The organism is Methylobacterium sp. J-070, from assembly GCF_022829385.1.
Classification (GTDB): domain Bacteria; phylum Pseudomonadota; class Alphaproteobacteria; order Rhizobiales; family Beijerinckiaceae; genus Methylobacterium.
In genome coordinates this window covers 13,568-32,475 of record NZ_JAKSXX010000148.1, presented here as the reverse complement: position 1 = coordinate 32,475, position 18,908 = coordinate 13,568, and the positions used below count along the sequence as shown (strand labels likewise).

Here is an 18,908-nt window from a genome sequence, read left to right as displayed (position 1 = left end):
TCATCGTAGCCCTGAGGCACGAAGATGAAACAGACGTCCGGGCCGGCGCGGAAGCCGGCAGAAGCCGGGATCAAGGACATCCGCCGCGCCACGCGCCGGCAGTTCTCGGCCGAGGAGCAGATCCGCATCGTGCTGGAAGGCCTGCGCGGTGAGGCCAGCATCGCCGCGCTGTGCCGGCGCGAGGGCATCGCCAGCTCGATGTATTATGGCTGGTCCAAGGAGTTCCTGGAGGCCGGCAAGAAGCGGCTGGCTGGCGACACGGCCCGTGCCGCGACCGCCGACGCGGTCCAGGACCTGCGTCGCGAGGCGGGTGCGCTGAAGGAGGTCGTGGCCGACCTCGTCCTGGAAAACCGCCTGCTGAAAAGTATGACCGCGGCTGGGGGCGACGAGGCATGAGGGACCCGGCCGCTGAGAAGCTGGAGATCATCCGGCTGGTCGAGCCATCCCACCTGCCGGTGCGCGCCACCCTGGACAAGCTCGGCATCCCGCGCGCCACTTTCTACCACTGGTACGACGCTTTCCAACGGGGCGGCCCCGAGGCATTGGCGGATCGCCCGTCCCGATCCAGCCGGGTCTGGAACCGGTTGCCCGCCGAGGTTCGCGATCAGAGCGTCGCCCTCGCGCTGGAGCCGCCAGAGCTCAGCCCCCGCGAGTTGGCGGTGCGCTTCACCGACGAGCGGCGCTACTTCGTCTCGGAGGCCACCGTCTACCGCCTGCTCAAGGCCCAGGACCGGATCACCAGCCCGGCCTACATCGTGGTCAAAGCCGCCGACGCGTTCCGCGACAAGACCACCGCACCCAACCAACTCCGGCAGACGGACTTCACCTACCTGAAGGTGATCGGCTGGGGCTGGTACTACCTCTCGACCGTGCTGGATGACTTCTCGCGCTACATCGTGGCGTGGAAGCTGTGCGCGACGATGCAGGCGAGCGATGTCACCGCCACGCTCGATCTGGCGCTGGCGGCTGCCGGGCTCGATCATGTGCAGGTGGCGCATCGGCCACGGCTGCTCTCCGACAACGGGCCGAGCTACGTCGCGGGTGATCTGGCCGACGGGCTCGGCAGCCGGGGCATGACCCACATCCGCGGCGCGCCCCGCCATCCTCGGACGCAGGGCAAGATCGAGCGCTGGCACCAGACGCTCAAGAACCGCATCCTGCCCGAGCCTGCCGACCTGCCCGGCGAGCTGGAGGCGCGGGTTGCCGCCCTTGTCGAGCCCTGCAACCATGTTCGGGCTCACGAGAGCCTGGGCAACCTCACCCCTGCCGACGTCTACTTCGGCCGCGGCGAGGCCATCCTCCGCGAGCGGGCGCGGATCAAACGCCAGACCCTCATGGATCGCCGCTTGCGCCATCACGCGCAGGCTGCCTAACCTCTCACCCAGGCGGACCAGAACCTCCGTGCCTGAGCATCGCAAACCGTCTCAAATCACCTGACGACGGACATGGTTGATCGATGCCGTCAGGTGGCATCCACACCGACGCATCAGGAAAGAGCTTTCGGCGCTTAGGGTGGCTGGCATGGATCGACAGGAGCATGTCCGATTTCCCGGCGGATGAGCTCAGATGCGGCCGTTCCGCTTACGGCCAGCTTCAGCCGCCGCAGACCGCCTGCGTGAGCGTCTCGGATGGGTCGATTTCTGTCAGTCCGCTTTTGGATGAGAAGTGGTGAGAGCTGACATCGAATGAGCAGCGGGAGTTCGGCGATTGGCCGTCACTGCGTCAGCGTCCGTAGCTCCCCACGAGCTAAGCCGATCAGGGTTCGGACGAGCAGCCAGCCGATGACCAGCGTGGCCAGCCCGAGCAGGACCAGGGCGAGGCCGTCGGTCGCCGGGGCCGGCTCCGCCGCCGCGACGCGCAGAGCCGCTACCGCAGCTGCGGCGAGCGGGAAGCTCACGCCCCACCAAGAGACGCGGAAAGGGCAGGCGTGGCCGAACCGGGCGAGCTTCGGCAGCAGCACGGCAAGCAGGAACAGTGCGACCGCGAAAAGCGACTCAGCGAAGAGATCGATTGCGCCCGTCGTGGCGACATAGGCTGAGAAGCCGACCGCGAAGGGCGCCACGAGGATCAGAAGCGATGGCTGCAAGGCTGCGGGCAATGGCGCCTCGAACAGCAGGCGGGACAGGATCAGCGTGAACAGGGGCATGGCGAAGAATAGCCCCACCGCCAGCCCGAAGATCATCACGCCTTGCATCGGCGGCAGGTCGAGCCCCGGAAGAGCCAGGGGCACATCGAGCAAGCCGACCACCGGCACGATCCAGGCCGGCGTCGCATGCGCCGCCTGCTGCCGGTCGCTTAGCCAGCGCGTCACAATCAGCCACGCGAACAGCGTCATGCCAAGGGCGCCGGCGATCCACAGCACGCGCGCCAGCGTGAGGCTGAAGGGCGCCAGGGGGATCGGCAGTAGGAGCAGGCTGATGAGCGGCGTGCCGAACAGGTTGCCGGCGATGGGATGGCGGAATTCCGCACGCACGGCCTCACGGGCGATGACGGCCTTGGCGGCATAGCCCGCCGCGATAGCAACGAAGGCCGCTGAGGCGATCAGCCCGACGGCTTCCCCGAGCCAGGGCGGCACGCCATACCGCACATGAGCGAGCCGCCACGCGACGCTCAGTCCCGTCAGGCCCATCACCGCCGCGAACAGGCCGACCGGCATCGCCTCGATCTGCCGCCAGCCTCTCGGCAAAGGGAGCTGGTCCGGGCCTCGATGGGCGGTCAGCGCGGCTTCGCTCGACTCGCCTTCGACGACCTGCAGCATGGACGAACTCCCACTCGACGAAGCATCGAATTCTTCGCGATCTCAGCCGAGACCATAGCGGGAGGCCGGCATGCTGCGGGAGAGGTTGGGACCAAGGCGGAACCGGGCGGCTTCGAGGGCCTGCCAGTCACCGAGATCAGGGAGAGAGGGAATCGTGACGGTCTCGCCCGCATCGAGGCCGGCCAGAGCCGCCGCCACAAGGTCGCTCGCATCCATGATCATCTCGGATGGAATCTGTCCGATATCCGCGCCCGTCCGGTCGAAGAAGTGGGTCCGGGTGGCGCCGGGCAGCACCGCCTGGAACCGCACGCCCTTGCCCGCGAGTTCGGCCCCGAGCCCCTGCGTCAGTGCCAGGACGAAGGCCTTGCTCGCCGCGTAGGGGGCGTTGAAGCGCTCAGGGATGATGGCGACGGCGGAGGAGATGTTGACAACCGTGCCCGCTCCTCTGTCGCCAAAAGCCGTCGCCGCCGCGAGGGACAGGGTCTGCAGCGCCCTGATGTTGAGTTCGAGCAGCCCGTCATAGAGGCTGGCAGGGCTGTCGAGAGCGGGGCCAAGCGGTCCGAGACCGGCGCAGTTCACGAGGACGCGCAGGGCGGCATCCGTGGCGACGCGGTCCCGGACCACGGCAAGATCCTCCGGTCGGGTCAGGTCGGCCGACATGACCTCGACAGTCACGCCGCCCTCTCGGCCGAGACGCTCCGCCGCCGCCCGCAGCCGGGCCTCGTCGCGGGCGACGAGGATGAGGTCATGGCCTCGAGCAGCCAACTGGTCGGCGTAAGCCGCGCCGATTCCCGAGGAGGCGCCCGTTACGCGCGCCGTGCCGGTGTGCTGGGTCATCGAGGTATCCTTGTCAGACGCCGGAGAGCTTGGTGTTGGCGACCGGTAGCGCGCGGATCCGCTGGCCGGTGAGCGCCGCGATGGCGTTGAGGACGGCGGGCGGCACGCCCGGTAGACCCGGCTCGCCGACCCCGCCCATCGGCGCGCCGCTCTCGACGATGCGGACGTGGACCTGCGGCATGTGTTCCCGGCGCAGGACCGGATAGGTGTCGTAGTTCTGCGATTGCCGGACGCCGTCGCGGTAGACGATCTGCTCGAACAGGACCGAGGACAGACCGAGCGCCGCCGCCGATTCCACCTGCGCCTTCACGATGGCCGGGTTGACGATGCTGCCGGGGTCGAATGCGATCCAGAGGTTGTGGACGCGAGCCTCTCCGCCCTTCACCGAGACCTCCGCGATGGTTGCCGTCTCCGAGCCGAAGGGCGAAGCCATGGCGAGGCCGCGGGCGCGCATCGCGCCCTCCGCTCGGTAGGGCCCGCGCTGCCAGCCGCCGGACATCTCGGCTACCGCCGCGAGCAGCGTGCGGTGGCGGGCGCTGCCCTGGAGGAGGGCCATGCGCAGCGCGAATGGATCCTGCCCGCCGGCCTGGGCGACCTCGTCGAGGAAGCTCTCGTAGAACGCGTCGTTCATCGAGTGCCCGACCGAGCGCCAGAAGGCGATGTTCACCGGATGGGCGACCTTCGTGAAGGTCATGCGCCGGTTGGGCACGGCGTAGGGCTTCTCGACGATGCCCTCGACCGCGGAAGGATCGACGGGCGTCTGCATCATCATGTTGAAGTAGCGGCCGATCGGGCCTTCCCCGACCGTCCGGACTTCAATCGTCGTCGGCTGCCCTGCCGGGTCGAGGGCCGCGCGGAAGCGGCTGAAGCTCAGGGGCCGCACGGCGTCGCGAGCGAACTCCTCCTCCCGCGACCACAGCACCTTCACGGGGCGGCCGGTGGCCTTGGCGAGCAGGATCGCCTGGGGGAACGGGTTGCCGGCCTCGTAGGTGAAGTGGCGGCCGAAGAAGCCGCCGAGCATCGGTGAGTGGATGCGGACCTGGGCCGGCTGCAACCCGGCGACCTTCGCCGAGACCGCCTGGAACACCTCCGGCATCTGGTTCGGAAGCCAGACGTCGAGGGTGCCGTCGCCGTCAAAGCGCGCGATGGCCGAGGGCGGTTCCAACTGCGCGTGGGCGAGGTAGGGCGCCTCGTAATCGGCCTCCACCACCTTGGCGGCCTTGACGAAGGCGGCGGCCACATCGCCCTCCTCCTCGGCCGCATGGCCGGGATCAGTCGAGGCCTTGAGGGCCGCGAGCATGCCGTCCGACGAGAAATCCGCTGCGACCGTATCGATGCCGCTGGGCTTGGGTGCCGACCACTCGACCTTCAGGGCCTCGACGGCTTTGCGCGCCCGCCACCAGCTGTCGGCGGCGACCGCCACGGCGCCCGGCAGAAGGTGCACCGAGTGGACGCCCGGCATCGCCTTCACGTCGGACTCGTTGGTGAGACCCTTGGGCTCAGTGCCAAGGCGCGGCGCGTGCTGCACGGCGGCGTAGAGCATCCTATCGACCTTCTGATCGATGGCGTAGACTGCCCGCCCCGTGGACTTGTCCCGCACGTCGAGGCGGGGGATCGGCTGGCGGATGTAGCGGAAGGTCGCCGGGTCGCGAAGCGGCACGGATTCGTTCGGCTTGAGCTTCAGGGCGTCGACGGCGAGGTCACCATAGGAGAGCGATCGGTTCGTGGCCGCGTGCAGCACCATCCCATCGCGGGTCGTGAGTTCGCCGTCCTGAACCTTAAGCCTGGCGGCTGCCGCACGGATCATCAGATCGCGGGCGGTCGCGCCGAGGCGGCGCATGGTCTCGTAGCTCGACCGGGTCGAGAAGCTGCCACCGGTCATGCGGATGCCGTTGACAACAGCGTAGTCGGGGCCGGGCGGCGCGCATTCCACGACGAAGCGGGAGGGCGGCACGTCGAGTTCCTCACCGACGATCTGCGCCATGCCGGTGGCGATGCCCTGGCCACCCTCCACGAAGGGGCTTAGCAGCTTGATGGTGCCGTCCGGGTGGATCTCCAGGAAGGCGGCCACCCGCGTCCCGGGCTTCGGCGCGAGGGCGCCTGCACCCTCGGCGGGGCCCTGCGCCTCGGCACGGGCCATCCGCGCGGGCAGGAGCGCACTGAGGACGAGGGCGCGGCCGGCCCCCGCGAGGAAGCGACGGCGGGAGGGAGCAGCGGAGCGAGGGAGCGGGTGCATGGCAAGCTCCTCAAGCGGCCGCCTGCCGCACGGCGGCGGCGATGGCGTTGTAGGTCCCGCAGCGGCAGAGATTCGTCATCGCCTCGGCAATGTCGCCGTCGGTCGGGCGCGGCGTCTGCTTCAGCAGGGCGGTGGCGGCCATGACCTGACCGGACTGGCAGTAGCCGCATTGCGGCACCTGCAGTGCGACCCAGGCCTCGACGACCTTCCGGCCGACCGCGTCCTGCTCGATCGCCTCGATGGTGGTGATGGCCTGAGTGCCGACGCTCTCCAGTGGCACTTGGCAGGAGCGCGTCGCCTGCCCGTCGAGATGCACCGTGCAGGCCCCGCACTGGGCGATGCCGCAACCATACTTCGTGCCGGTCAGGCCGAGCGTGTCGCGCAGGACGAAGAGCAGCGGAGTATCGGGCTCGGCATTGACTGAATAATGGCGACCGTTGATCGTCAGGTTCACCATGTCCGCGAACTCCCGCCAGTAAGCAGCCCCCGAGGCCATGCTTAAGCAGAGGTCTCGGAACGACCTACGTCATAATTGCCACGTTTCCGGCCATGCTGGTGGGTTAGACGACGGCAAGAGGCCCGGCCGCCCGGCGGATCGTCCGCGGGACCTCTCCCTGGACGCGGAGGAACGCCCGACGCATCCGTTCGCGGTTGGCGAAGCCGGCGGCAGCGGCGATCTCCTCAATGGGCAGGCGGCTCTGCTCCAGCATGTGCTTGGCGGTCTCGACGCGCATCGCCTCGACCGCCTTGGCGGGCGAGACGCCGGTCTCTGCCCGGAAGGCCCGGGTGAACTGCCGCGGGCTGAGGCAGGCAATCGCTGCAAGATCCTCGGTGGTCAGTGGAAGCCGTAGGTGTTGCCGCACATAGGCAAGGACGCTCTGGATGCGATCTGTCGGCGCGTCGAAATCGAGCAGGGCCGAGTGCTGGGCTTGGCCCCCGGCGCGGCGGCGTTCCATCACCAGCCCGCGCGCCACGGTTTGGGCCAACTCCCGGCCGTGATCGCGCTCGACCATGCCAACGGCGAGATCGATGCCTGCCGACATGCCGGCGGAGGTCCAGAGATTGCCATCCGCGACGTAGATTTTGTCGATGTCGAGGTTGCAGTCGGGATAGCGCGCGCGGAACTGGGGCGCGTAGTGCCAGTGGGTCGTGGCGCGCCGTCCGCTCAGCAGGCCGGCGTCCGCTAGGATGAAAGCCCCAAGGCACAGGCCCGCCAGACGGCGCGCCGAACGGGACGCCTCCTGCAGGTAGGCGAGAAGGTCTCGACTCGGCTCCGGTACGCCGATCCCGGCCGCGACCAGGATCGTGTCGAAGGAAGATGGGTCGCCGAGCCGTTCGGTGCCGACATCGGGTCCCAGGCCAGAGCGAACGAGGCCGCCGGTTTCGGACAGGAGGTGCACGTCGTAGGCCGAGCCGCCGGCGTATTTGTTGGCGACGGCGAAGGGTGATGTCACCGCCAATCCCATGAAATCGAAATCCGGGCAGATCACGAGGCCGATGCGACGGACGCCAGCCATCACCGATCACTCCACTTCAACCTGCTCAAGTCCGAATCCTACATCAAACATCAGTCGAGCTGGGGCAAGCGGAGCGGCCGACAATGAGGCATAATTATCCGCGCCTGACTTCGACGAATATGCCCCAACCGCCGGCTGAACGACTGCTTTTGGGCGCGCGGTACGGTGCTAAAAGTGGCTGGTTTGGGTCGATAGAAGGCCGTCCGCTTTTCCTACGTGCCTTCTCAGAAGCAGCCATTCCGCTTTCGGCCAGACTGCGTCATGCCAAATGGCCAATGGGCGCCAAACCGGCTGTTCGGCGCGGCGCCCAATTCGGCCTCCATTGCGGTCGCTAGTGCAGTGACGCGGACAGAGGAATCACGCGTACGACGAGAGGTGCGGGTCTGAGCCATGGCCCAGACGGTCCGTGTGCTTCTCGATGCGAGTGGCGCGGCACGGCTGGCTGCGATCGCCAGTGACCGCGCCCGCCCGCTCAAACAGACCCAGCGCGCCCGCATCGTCCTGCTTTCGGGCGAGCGCTTGCGTGTCCAAGACGTCGCCCGGCGGGCGGGGTCAGCCGCGCGGCCGTGTGGCGCTGGCAGCGGCGCGACGCCGAGGCTGGCGTCGAAGGTCGGCTGCGCGACAAGAGGCGTCCGCGCGGCTGCCGTCGGCGAGCGCAGAGCGCTGCTCCGGCGCGCAATTGGAGGCAGGTTGAGCTTGAAAAGACATCAGGTCGCCTGCAAGAAACGACCTCGATACAGCCCTCGATAATTGTCGACTCTATTTTGGGAAGCGTGGCAAAAATTCAGAAGTATTTGATGGCAGACGTTGATGTCTGTAGGCTGCCCGTTCGAGGAATAACGCCAGCGAACTTGCCTCTCATAGTCGAAGACTGGCATCGCAGCGCTCTGAGGTAATCAGCTCGTTCCATCAGGCTCTCGGCGACGACACTCGCGGGCCGCCGCTTGGCGAGGGCACGTCCGATGGCTTCCATGTTGTCAGGATCCGTTCCCCACTGAAGCTGATCTTCTGCCGCCGAAAGTAGGGTCCAAAAGGGCATAAATTCGTCTGACATCAAGATTGACCCCGGCACGCGACCGCTCTGCTCCGCTCAATGCAATTGCCGAGCCTCGATTAGTATAGTCAGCTGCTATGGTTAATCGGACCTTAAGGCGCCGTTCGGCCTGGTGCGCCTGCGAAGGCTCAAGCCAAGCCGCGTTCGTCGGCGAGGTCTGTCCCTTGCATGGGCCTGACGCTCAGTGGGAGGCGGTCATGAAGCACGCCTACATAATCCACGCGGCGCGCGGCCGCGAGACCAAGCAGCTACCCTGTGCATCAACGTGGGTAGCCGTGGAGCGACGCAACCTCCTGAACCGACAAGGCTGGAAGGTTCGCATAGTCAACCACGCCGGGGCGGCGGTCAGCGATAGTCTGCTGGAAGCCACAGCTCAGGCCGAGGTCGAGGCTGCGGTCGCAAGGAAGCCGGAAGCCCTGTGATCGGCGTCAGCGGCCCGCTGTTGCGTTTCTTGCCTATTCTGGCAGGCGTGCCAGCACGCGCGAAACCTGCGTCGTGGTCCAGGGGCCTCTACCGCGGCTGGTCGGGATGCCCGTCTCGGGGATAGCCTTGGCGATGGCGGTGGACGACGGGATGCCGGCCTCGCGCAGGCTCCTGACGGTCGGGGCGAACCGACTCACCAGCGATATGAAAGCGCTGCTGCGCTTCGATGACGCGCAGTCGGCGGAACTTCGCCCGATGTCCAGAAAGAGGCGCTCCGCGACGTGCCCCTGTTCGTTCTTTGCGAGGCAGGAGGATCGAAGCGGCGCGGACGCTTCACGCGTCCGCGCCGCTTCGATCCTCTTCGCTGAGAACGGACCTTCTGATCACGATCGATCTGGAGGCGTTTGGAGACCAAGTCAGACCGGCGTTTCGGCAACATGGCAATATAAAGTCGTTCTCGAATCGGTCCTTTGCCCTTGACACCGGCGCATCCGGGCGAGCCGTGAAGGCGGCCAAGCAAGACATAGATCCGAAGCTTACCGATCCCCGAGCCCACGCTCGGTCGCAGGCGGCCTGTCAGGGAAGTCACCTCCGATCTGATCTCATTCTGCTGCCTCTCGCGCGAGGGTTGGCTCCGGCCGTAGCCAGATCTGGCCTTCGCTGACCCGGGCCGGATAGGTGGCGAGACCGAGCTGCTCGTGGCTCGTGCCGCAGCCGGACTTCAGGTCGAAGGTCCGATCGTGGAGGGGACACATCAGAACGGTCCCTCCGAGCAGCCCGTCTGCCAAAGGGCCTCGTCTGTGGGGGCAGAAGGCTTGGGTGGCGTAGACCTCGCCTTCTGCCGTGAGGAACACCGCAATCTCACGATCGGCGACCCGGAAGGTGCGTCCCTCGCCCTTGGGGATCTGGTCGACGGAACCAAGCAGCACTTCGACGGACGCCATCAAACTTCCTCCTTGGTGGGAATGACGGACGTGAATTGGTTGGCGGTCTTCGGGGCGACCGCCTCAAGCCACGGATCAACCGTGGCAGCGATCGACGCTTCCATCGCTGCATCCAAGTCGGCACAGATCCCCTCGCTGTCCTCGACCACCACGGCGCGGACCCGCTCCAGGCCGACACGCTCCATGAAGGTGTAGGTCCGCTCCTTCCACTTCGCGTTCTCGCGATAGAACTGCATGAAGCGCGAGCCGATCAACATCGCCTCGGTCTCGTCCTGGGCAGTGGTCAGCAAGTCACCCTTGCGGATGTGGGCTCCAGCGGCCCCGCCAACGTATATCTCCCACTTGCCGTCGCCGACGGCGACGAAACCGACGTCCTTGACGTAAGCCTCGGAACAATTGCGCGGACACCCAGCAGTGGCAAGCTTGAGCTTGGCCGGACTGTCGATACCGCGGTAGCGCCGTTCGATGCGCTGAGCGAAGCCCATGGAGTCGCCCAGGCCGAAGCGGCAGAAATCGGTGCCGATGCAGCTCTTGCAGGTTCGATAGCTCTTGCCCCAGGCGTATCCGGCCTTGAAGCCGAGATCGCTCCAGATCTTAGGCAGGTCATCCTTCTTGAGGCCGACGAGGTCGACCCGCTGGCCGCCGGTGAGCTTGACCAGCGGAACGTTGTACTTCTGCGCGACCTGACCGATGCGCACCAGCTCGTCCGGCGTGCAGACGCCCCCGGGCATTTCCGGCACGACCGAGAACGTGCCATCCTTCTGGATGTTGGCGTGGACGCGGTCGTTGATGAAGCGCGCATCGCGCTCGTCATCGTACTCGCCTTTCCAGACGGTGATCAGCAGAGAGGCAAGCGCCGGCTTGGCGCCGGGATCGACTTCACCATTCCCGAGTTCGCGGAACACCGCCGAGACCGACTTCAGTCCGCGGGCCACCACCTCCTTCATCAGCTCCGGCTTTCGCAGCGGGATGGTCGGCACGTAGTAGTGGACGGACGGATCCTCTTCGACTTCCCCGCCCAGCAGCCAGGAGACCAGCTCGGTCACCTCGCCCTTGCAGGCGCCGCAGCCCATGCCGGCCCGGGTCTGGGTCATCACGGCCTTGGACGTGGTGGCGCCGGCTGCCACGCAAGCGGCGATGCCGGCTTTGGTCACGCCGTTGCAGTTGCAAACCTGACTCTCCGCCGGCATCTCGTCATAGGTGACCTTGGCGGACGGCGTGCCGAGGTCGAACATCAGCGACAACCGCTCTTCGGGGAGCGGTGCGTCCTGGGCGAAGGCCTGCATCAGGAACGGCGCCTTGGCGATGTCGCCCATCAGGATGCCGCCGACGAGCCGGCCGTCGCGCACGATCAGCTTTTTGTAGGTGCCGCGCTTCGGCTCGGTGAACTGTACGACCTCGTCGTTGTCGTCCGCGGGATCGGTGATGCCCATCGAGGCCAGCTCGACGCCCATCACCTTCAGCTTCGTGGCCAGCTTCGAACCGTGGTAGGCGGCATCGACCTTGGTCCGCGTGATGTGCTCAGCAAACACCTTGGCCTGCTCGTACAGCGGTGCCACAAGCCCGTAGAGCCGGCCGCGGTGCTGCGCGCATTCCCCAACCACGTAGATGTCGCGGTCGTCCACTGACTGCATGTGGTCGTTGACGACGATCGCCCGCTCGACCGTGAGGCCCGAGAACTGACCAATCTCGGAGTTCGGCCGGATCCCAGCCGCGACGATGACGAGGTCGCACGGCAGTTCCGTGCCGTCCTTGAAGCGAAGCCCCTCGACCTTGTCGATACCCAGCACCTCGGTGGTCAGTTTGGACGTGTGGACACGGATGTTCATGCCCTCGATGGTCTTCTTCAAGATGCCGCCCGCGGTCACGTCGAGCTGCATCTCCATGAGATGGCCGGCGAGGTGGACCACGTGCGACTCGCAGCCCAGAACGGTCATGCTGCGGGCGGCCTCAAGACCCAGAAGGCCGCCGCCGATCGTGACCGCGACCTTGCTGCGCCGGGCGTAGTCGACGATCTGCTGGCAATCCGCGATGGTGCGATAGCCGAAGACGCCGGGCTTGAGGCTGCCGTCCTCCATCCGCGCGCCCTGCATGGGCGGGATGAAGGCCCGGCTACCGGTGGCGATCATCAGCTTGTCGTAGCGCTCGCGCGCGCCCCTGTTCGAGACCACCACCTTGGCGGCGCGGTCGATCTTCTCGACGCGGTGACCAGCGTGGAGGGTAATGCCGTTCTCCGCGTACCAAGAAAGCGGGTTCATGGTGATCCCGTCTGCGTCCTGGGTCCCGTTCAGTATCTCGGAGAGCAGGATGCGGTTGTAATTGCCGTAGGGTTCGTCGCCGAACATGACGATGTCGAACATCTCCGCGCCCCCGCGGGCGAGGACTTCCTCCACGGCGCGCGCGCCGGCCATGCCGTTTCCGACGACGACAAGTCTCTGCTTGCTCATGAAGCCTCTCCTGCTCAGCCGTTCAGGTGACGGGATCAGTCAGATCTCGAGAAGCCCGACATCGACCACGATCTGGCCTGTCGCCCCCTCGGGAGCGGAGAGGTGGACCTCGACCGTCGTGTCCGGCGGCAGGTCCTCGACGATGGTCAAAGGTACGTTCATGCCGGCCTTCGCGCCGACCGGGAGGTAGCGGGCGGCCTTGCCGGCGATGACGAGCGAGAGGCAGACCAATTCCGGCCCGGAATTGCCGGCGCGCAGGTAGACGAACTGCGCGCGTTTGCTGCTCGGAACCGTGTAGATCAGCGTCGAGGCCAAGAGGGCCGACCGGTCGAGCCCGGCACCGCTGTATCCAAACACGCCCTGGAGGAATTTCGGGACAGATTCCATGGTGCTGCTCCTTGGCTGGGGCTCCGGGGCGGCAATCCCGGATCGTTCGTGAGCTGGAGGGACGTCAGGCCGAAGGGCCGAGGCCGCTCGCGGACGCGCAGTGGCGGGTGCCGACGCGGCGATCGCGTCGGAGTACCGGCTCCGCGGGCATTTCGCCGATGACGTTCAGGAGGACCTTCGTCCGAGGCAGCCCGGAGTCGCCGGATAGAGTTCTCATCTGGAGACTGGCCATGCGACACGCGCCACATCCGTCGTTGCGCACCGTCAGGGGCTCGTCCGTAGAGCTCGCGTGGGCTAACCACGCCTGAACCCTCCCCGGACCGGGAATCGTTACGAGACGACCACGAAGCGTCGGCAGCCAGGCAGAACCTGGCTATTCAATGCGTCTGTTCGGCGCTGTTCTAAAGTGAAACGCTAACCGATACTGACCAATGGTCGAGCAGGAATTTTAGGCTTATTGCCTATTACACATTCTATCTGCCTATTGTATGGGCATTCGCGACATGGAAGCGCAGACTGTCGCTGAGAGACAATCGGTCAATTACGGCGAGCTTGCAACGGCACACTTCTACACTCGATCGTAGGCGTTACAGCGAGTAATGCTGTCGCTTCGGCGCGGTCGAGCGGGGTCGGGCGTGCCTTGTCGCCCAGCGACGATCGCAGCCTCAGCGTCCACCCGGCTTTAGTCCGCTCGTCCTCACTCTTGCCGCGTCGTCAGCGAACCGTCGTCCGGTTCGACAGCCTCGACGCGTGGGCCGCGTATACCGACTTCTGCCACGATCACGATGTGGCGATTGCAATCTTCAACAAGTGTACCTTTGTCTTCTGCCAGCAATCCGGGCAACAGCTCTCGCATGAAGTCAGCAACGATTATCTTCCGATCGCCTGCATAGAACGGTTTGCCCTTCCAGGAACGCTCAACGGCCGAAGCGACATTCTCGGCAATGATCCGTGCGGCTTGCACAGGATCGGGGCCCAACCTGGCTTCTCCCACGATGAAATGCTTGGCTAAAACGAGCACGCGGCTTCGTCCCGCAACAAAGGTCTTTCGCGAAAAAAGGCCCCGACGCCGTACAAGAGCCGGCGCCGGATCGTCCGACGGTTGAGGTATCGATGCTTCAGTTTCGGTCGGCTGACTAGGCGAGAATGGCCGCTCTACCGGCATTCCAGGGCTGCGGATCTGCTGCAGGGCCGGTTCGATGACCTTGCCGCGCGGCCCGACCCAAGTCCTGACCCACTGGCGCTGCCGGAGGGCGAGGAAGCCGAGCACGAAACGCGGAGCTGCCGAAATCCCTCTGATCTGTCGTCGGAAGACGGCACGTTGAGGTATTCGAAATTATTTGCCCCGCGCCCACGTGGGACGAAGCCCAGGCAAGGGATGGGTGCGAGCGAGCCGAGCGCCGCAGTGTCCTCAGCGACCCATGTGTCGCGGTCGAGACTGCGAGTGTCCGCTTCCTGCCAGGCATTCGATGTCAGCTTTCGGCGCTTAAGGACCGATCGACGCATCAAGTTTCGGAGCGGTGAGATTTTCTGCCGCGACGGCACCCCGCAGCCACGCCTCAAACGGGCCTACCAGTGACCCGCGCTTCACCCCGCGCGGTTTGACAAGGAAGTACGACGTCGTCTCCACCTCGAATACATGATCCTCGAAAGGAGCGATCAGCCGGCCGTCACGGAGTTCGTCCGCCGCCAGGACCTCGCTCTCCAGAACGACGCCGAGCCCAGCGACCGCGGCTTCCACCGCCATCACCGAACGGTCCAGCCACATCTCGTTGCGCGGGCGCAGATCCCCTTCTCCGACACGTCGCAGGTAGTGCGCCCAGGTCAACGCGTTGACGGAATGGATCAGGGTCGTGGTCGCCAGGTCTCTCGGTGTGTACAGCCCAACCGAAGCGGCGAGAGAGGGACTGCACAGCGGGCGCAGCCGCTCGATCAGGAGCGGCTCGACGCGCAGGGTCGTCTGCGGCGGTCGGCCGTAGGTGATGGCGAGATCGAACCGCTCCGTCGCGATGTCGTCGCGATCCGACAACGTCGACAGCCGGATCCGCGCCTCGGGGTGGGAACGGAGAAAATCCGCCAGCCTGGGCTGCAACCATTTCGCCGCGAAGCTCGGTCCAGACGCGATGACGAGGGGCGCGCGCTGGGATTGTGGGGCGACCCGTTCCGTCGCACCTGCGATGATGCCAAAGGCGTGTTCGATCTCGGCGGCGTAGGTTCTGCCCGCCTCCGTCAGGAAGGCACGGCCCGCCCGCCGCCGGAACAGCGGCATGCCGAGAAAATCCTCCAGTTGCTGGACCTGATGGCTGATCGCCGAAGGCGTGACGCCCAGCTCCTCGGCACCCTTCGCGAAGCTGCCGTGCCGGGCGGCGGCGTCGAACGCCGCGAGCGCCCGCAGCGGCGGCGTCCTGCGTCGACCGGGGTCTGCCGGTGAGCCAGCCTCAGCGGCCGGTGAGTTTTTTGCGTTGGCGCGCATCGGCACCTCGGACCTAACCGTGCTTCCGACACCACGCAACGCCGGTGCCGGAACCGAGGCTGCAACGCGCGGCGCTTCGGAGCAGGCCCGATCCCGGCCCCTGCCGATGGAGCGGACGATGAGCGGATCCCTTGAGGCGGCGGCGAAGGACCATCTGGTCCGCTACGGCGGCGACGCCTTCCCGAATCTTTTCACGAAAGCCAGGGGCACCGTCGTCACCGACAGCCAGGGACGCGAGTACCTGGACTTCACCTCCGGCCAGATGTGCGCCACGATCGGTCACAACCATCCCGCCATCGTCGAGGCGGTCCACCGGGCTGGCGAGAAGGCGTTCCACTTCTTCAGCGGGATGATCCCGGAAGTGGTGGCCGAGCTCGCCCAGGTGCTGGCCCGCGACTGGCTGCCCGGCGACCTCACGAAGACCATCTTCGTCAACACCGGCTCCGAGGCGACCGAGGTCGCCCTGCGCATGGCCAAGATGTACACCGGTGGGTACGAGGTCTTGGCCCTCGGCGGTTCGTGGCACGGCATCACCGGCGGGGCGAGTTCCGTCTCGATGGCCAGCGACCGCAAGGGCTACGGCGTGCCCGCGCCCGGCGTGTTCGTCATCCCCGAGCCCAACGCTTACCGCCCCTACTTTTCGGGGATGGACGAGGAGTCGGCGGCGCTCGCCAACCTCGATCTCGCGCTGAAGCTCTACGACATGCAGTCGGCGGGCAAGGGCGCCGCGATCATCGTCGAGCCGGTGATCAGTGCCGGCGGCGTGCTGGTGCCGCCGCGTTCGTTCCTGGTCGCCCTGCGCGAGGCGGCCGATGCCCGCGGCATGCTGCTCATCTTCGACGAGGCGCAGACTGCCTTCGGCCGGATCGGCACGCGCACCGGCGCCGAGCACTTCGACGTCGTGCCGGACATCATGACGATGTCGAAGACGCTGGGCGGCGGCCTGCCGCTGGCCGCCGTCGCGACCACCGCCGCGATCGAGGCGGACATCCACGAGAAGCACTTCACGTACTACACCAGCCACGTCTCCGACCCGCTCACCGCCGAGGTCGGCCTCGCGGTCCTGAAGGTGATCGAGCGGGAAAAGCTCGTCGCCCGGGCCAACGAGATGGGCGCCTATCTGCGCGGCCGGTTCGAGGACCTGCAGCAGCGCTACGAGGTAATCGGCGACGTGCGCGGTCTCGGCCTGCTCGTCGGGGTCGAACTGGTGACGGATCGGGAATCGCGCAGCCCGGCGCATGCCCTCGGCGCTCTCACCACGCGCAAGTGCTTCGAGAAAGGCCTGAGCATGAACATCCGTCGCCGGCCCGAGCGCGGCTCGGTCTGGCGGATCGCCCCCCCGCTCACTGTCTCCACCGATGAGATCGACCGGGCCGTCGAGATCCTCGAGGCGGCGCTGCGCGAGAGCCTCGACGAGACCGCGGCCGGCGGCACCGCCTGAAGGCGATCGCCGGCAGATCCGATGTCCTGGCGCCTGGAGACACCCTCATGACGCCCAAGCTCGCGTGTGCTCTCCGTCCGGCCCTGTCAGCCCTGGCGATCGTCTCCGGCCTCGGGGCGGCGCTCGCCGCAAGCCCGACGCTCGAGAAGATCCGGTCCTCGGGCACGCTGACATTGGGCTACCGCGAGGCGTCGATCCCGTTTTCCTATCTCGGTCCGGATCAGAAGCCTGTCGGGATGTCGCTCGATCTCTGCGCGGCGGTGGCGCAGCGGGTCCGAACAGAGCTCAAGCTGCCGGAGCTGAAGACCGCCTTCGTCGCGGTGAACGCCTCGAACCGGATCCCGCTTCTCCAGAACGGCACGGTGGACATCGAGTGCGGCAGCACGACGAACACCGCCGAGCGGCAGAAGCAGGTCGCCTTCTCCGTCGCGACCTTCGTCAGCCAGCCGCGCTGGCTCACCCTGCGGGCGTCCGGGATCGCAGATGTGAACGGCTTGCGGGGCCGCACCGTGGTGATCACGCAGGGCTCGCTCAACATGCTTCTGGCGCAGAAGCTGAACGCCGCGGACGGTCTCGACCTGACGATTCTCCAGGCGCGCGACCACGCCGAGTCGCTGCTGATGCTGCGCACCGGCCGAGCGGCGGCGTGGTACGAGGACGATGTCCTGCTCGCTGGGGCGCGGGCGACGGCCTTGGATCCGGCAGCGTTGGCGTTCCTGCCGGCATCGTCCGGCGCCGACTACTACTACGGCCTCATGCTCCCGCGCGACGATCCCGAGTTCAAGGCGCTCGTCGATGGCGCTGTGAAAGCGCAGATGGCCTCCGGCACGTTCGCGAAGGTGTACGAGCGGTGGTTCCTCACGCCGATCCCGCCGGCCGGACAGATCCTAGACCTGCCGATGAGCGACGCGCTGCAGTCCCGCGTCAGGAACCCGAGTGACGCGCTGAAGCCTTGAGCGCGAGATCCGACCTGACCCGGGAGGCGAAGGGCCGGTTTCGAGCGGGCAGCCAAGGTCCGGTTGCGGTGCTCAGTTGCGGCACGGGCAGATCGCTGGCCACGCGGGACGGTGACGGCTCCTCAAGTGGATGCTGCTCACCATGTAGCGGATCATGATCCGACTGATCCCCAGCCTACCAGCCGTTTATGTCATCGCACGCGTGGTGTGGCCCAGCCCGTGGCCGCTCGCGCTCAAGCTCGGCCTGGCTGCCCTCCTGCTCATTGCATCCCAGTATCATCTGTGGAGCCGCTTATCCTCCGGGTCGGTTTTCGCGCCGGAATTCCCCCGCCCGGTCGTCATCCTGTTCAACTGGGCGTTCGGCGCGCTCGCGCTGGCAGCGCCTGTGCTCATCGCTCTCGATTCTATGGCGCTGATTTGCTGGGTCCTGCCGGGGAGCGGGTGGGGGATCCTCATGGCTTGGCGTTACGCGGCGGTCCTCGCGGCCGCGGTGCTGGCGGCGGTGGCCGTGTCCCAGGCCATGCGCGTGCCGCCGCTGAAAGACGTTACGGTGGCGATACCGGGCCTGCCCCTCGGCTTCGATGGCTACACGCTTGTGCATCTCACCGACCTGCACATCAGTCGGCTGTTCCCGACGGAGTGGACGCTGGCCGTCGTCGCGCGCGCCAATGACCTCGGCAGCGACCTGATCGTGGTGACAGGCGACTTCATCGACGGTTCGCTCGAGGCCCGACGAGCCGCCGTCGAGCCGCTGCGCGCTTTGACGGCGCGGGACGGCATCTGGGCCGTGCCGGGCAATCACGAGTACTTCTTCGACTACGACACCTGGATGCGCCACCTCGCCGGGCTGGGGATCCGCGTGCTGGCCAACGCCCACATGGTCCTCAGGCGCGATGGCGGCGCGCTCGTGGTTGCGGGCGTGACCGACCGCTCGGCGCCCGCCGCGGGCCATCCGGGACCCGACCTCGCCGCCGCGCTGGCGGGATCGCCCGTACAAGCGCCGGTCGTGCTGCTGGATCATCAGCCGGCGAACGCCGCGCGGGCCGCCGCACATGGGGTGAAGCTGCAGCTGTCCGGGCACACCCACGGCGGCATGATCCGCGGCCTGGACCGGCTGGTGGCACGAGGCAACGCCGGCTTCGTCTCCGGGGCTTACCGGGTCGGGGACATGCTGCTCTACGTCAGCAACGGCACCGCGCTGTGGCCGGGCTTCGCGCTTCGGCTCGGCCGCCCGTCGGAGTTGACGCGGATTACCTTGCGCACCGCGTCGTAGCCCGAAGTTGACTCTTGAGCTCCGCCTGACGGGGATCCGACGAACGGCAGCGATCGGACGGAGCGTGAGGCACCGTTGACCTCTCCGTGTTCGGACATCGGCAGGCAAACCCCGCTCCTGCGGGAGTTGTCGTGCACGCTTGGCCATGGGCAGAGAGAAAGC

15 protein-coding genes and 1 pseudogene are annotated in these 18,908 nt (G+C 66.8%); 6 read left to right on the top strand and 10 right to left on the bottom strand.

The features are described from left to right. Positions 1–24: 24 nt before the first annotated feature. Positions 25–1,373, top strand: a protein-coding gene (locus MKL01_RS15270) for an IS3 family transposase (RefSeq protein ID WP_243906059.1) whose coding sequence is annotated in 2 segments (ribosomal slippage) — positions 25–361 and positions 361–1,373 — 1,350 coding nt in all. Because the reading frame shifts where the segments join, the coding sequence is not laid out codon by codon here. A gap of 341 nt (positions 1,374–1,714) precedes the next feature. Here the strand turns inward: MKL01_RS15270 and MKL01_RS15265 are convergent. The 5 genes from MKL01_RS15265 to MKL01_RS15245 form a co-directional block, all read right to left on the bottom strand. Then, positions 1,715–2,758, bottom strand: a complete 1,044-nt coding sequence (locus tag MKL01_RS15265) for an SLAC1 anion channel family protein (protein WP_409566261.1) — start codon at positions 2,756–2,758, stop codon at positions 1,715–1,717. 42 nt (positions 2,759–2,800) lie between these two features. Beyond that, on the bottom strand, positions 2,801–3,595 hold the full coding sequence (locus MKL01_RS15260) for an SDR family NAD(P)-dependent oxidoreductase (RefSeq protein ID WP_243906058.1): 795 nt from the start codon (positions 3,593–3,595) through the stop codon (positions 2,801–2,803). Between the two features lie 13 nt (positions 3,596–3,608). After that, entirely contained in the window at positions 3,609–5,831 is a 2,223-nt protein-coding gene (locus tag MKL01_RS15255) for a xanthine dehydrogenase family protein molybdopterin-binding subunit (RefSeq protein WP_243906057.1), read from the bottom strand. 10 nt (positions 5,832–5,841) lie between these two features. Beyond that, positions 5,842–6,288 (bottom strand): (2Fe-2S)-binding protein, encoded by a 447-nt coding sequence (locus MKL01_RS15250; RefSeq protein WP_243906056.1) that lies wholly within the window; start codon positions 6,286–6,288, stop codon positions 5,842–5,844. A gap of 103 nt (positions 6,289–6,391) precedes the next feature. Next, positions 6,392–7,348: a GlxA family transcriptional regulator gene (locus MKL01_RS15245; RefSeq protein ID WP_243906055.1), complete on the bottom strand. Its 957-nt coding sequence runs from the start codon at positions 7,346–7,348 to the stop codon at positions 6,392–6,394. 390 nt (positions 7,349–7,738) lie between these two features. On the opposite strand from MKL01_RS15245, the pseudogene MKL01_RS15240 reads away from it, so the two are divergent. Next, positions 7,739–7,989 (top strand): annotated as a pseudogene (locus MKL01_RS15240) (helix-turn-helix domain-containing protein); the annotation flags it as partial. 610 nt (positions 7,990–8,599) lie between these two features. Then, complete coding sequence (locus MKL01_RS15235; RefSeq protein ID WP_243906054.1) at positions 8,600–8,824, top strand: hypothetical protein; 225 nt, start codon at positions 8,600–8,602, stop codon at positions 8,822–8,824. 603 nt (positions 8,825–9,427) lie between these two features. On the opposite strand, the gene MKL01_RS15230 is transcribed toward MKL01_RS15235, so the two are convergent. The 5 genes from MKL01_RS15230 to MKL01_RS15210 all read right to left on the bottom strand — a co-directional run bounded on the left by MKL01_RS15230 (position 9,428) and on the right by MKL01_RS15210 (position 15,076). Beyond that, positions 9,428–9,769, bottom strand: coding sequence for a Rieske (2Fe-2S) protein (locus MKL01_RS15230; RefSeq protein WP_243906053.1), 342 nt, complete (start codon positions 9,767–9,769; stop codon positions 9,428–9,430). Continuing rightward, on the bottom strand, positions 9,769–12,216 hold the full coding sequence (gene nirB, locus MKL01_RS15225; RefSeq protein ID WP_243906052.1) for a nitrite reductase large subunit NirB: 2,448 nt from the start codon (positions 12,214–12,216) through the stop codon (positions 9,769–9,771). Before nirB ends, MKL01_RS15230 begins: the two co-directional genes overlap by 1 nt. 39 nt (positions 12,217–12,255) lie before the next feature. Then, positions 12,256–12,603, bottom strand: coding sequence for a molybdopterin oxidoreductase (locus tag MKL01_RS15220; protein WP_243906051.1), 348 nt, complete (start codon positions 12,601–12,603; stop codon positions 12,256–12,258). A 697-nt stretch (positions 12,604–13,300) separates the two neighbouring features. Next, a complete protein-coding gene (locus MKL01_RS15215; protein WP_243906050.1) occupies positions 13,301–13,873 on the bottom strand; it encodes a hypothetical protein in 573 nt (190 codons plus the stop codon). 216 nt (positions 13,874–14,089) lie between these two features. After that, a complete protein-coding gene (locus MKL01_RS15210; RefSeq protein WP_243906049.1) occupies positions 14,090–15,076 on the bottom strand; it encodes a LysR substrate-binding domain-containing protein in 987 nt (328 codons plus the stop codon). Positions 15,077–15,194: 118 nt separating this feature from the next. Between MKL01_RS15210 and MKL01_RS15205 the strand changes: the two genes are divergently transcribed. The 3 genes from MKL01_RS15205 to MKL01_RS15195 all read left to right on the top strand — a co-directional run bounded on the left by MKL01_RS15205 (position 15,195) and on the right by MKL01_RS15195 (position 18,746). Further along, entirely contained in the window at positions 15,195–16,517 is a 1,323-nt protein-coding gene (locus MKL01_RS15205; RefSeq protein ID WP_243906048.1) for an aspartate aminotransferase family protein, read from the top strand. 47 nt (positions 16,518–16,564) lie between these two features. Further along, the gene (locus MKL01_RS15200; protein WP_243906047.1) at positions 16,565–17,473 is read left to right on the top strand and encodes an amino acid ABC transporter substrate-binding protein; all 909 of its coding nucleotides are present in this window, start codon (positions 16,565–16,567) and stop codon (positions 17,471–17,473) included. Between the two features lie 154 nt (positions 17,474–17,627). After that, positions 17,628–18,746 (top strand): metallophosphoesterase, encoded by a 1,119-nt coding sequence (locus MKL01_RS15195; RefSeq protein WP_243906046.1) that lies wholly within the window; start codon positions 17,628–17,630, stop codon positions 18,744–18,746. Positions 18,747–18,908: the final 162 nt, after the last annotated feature.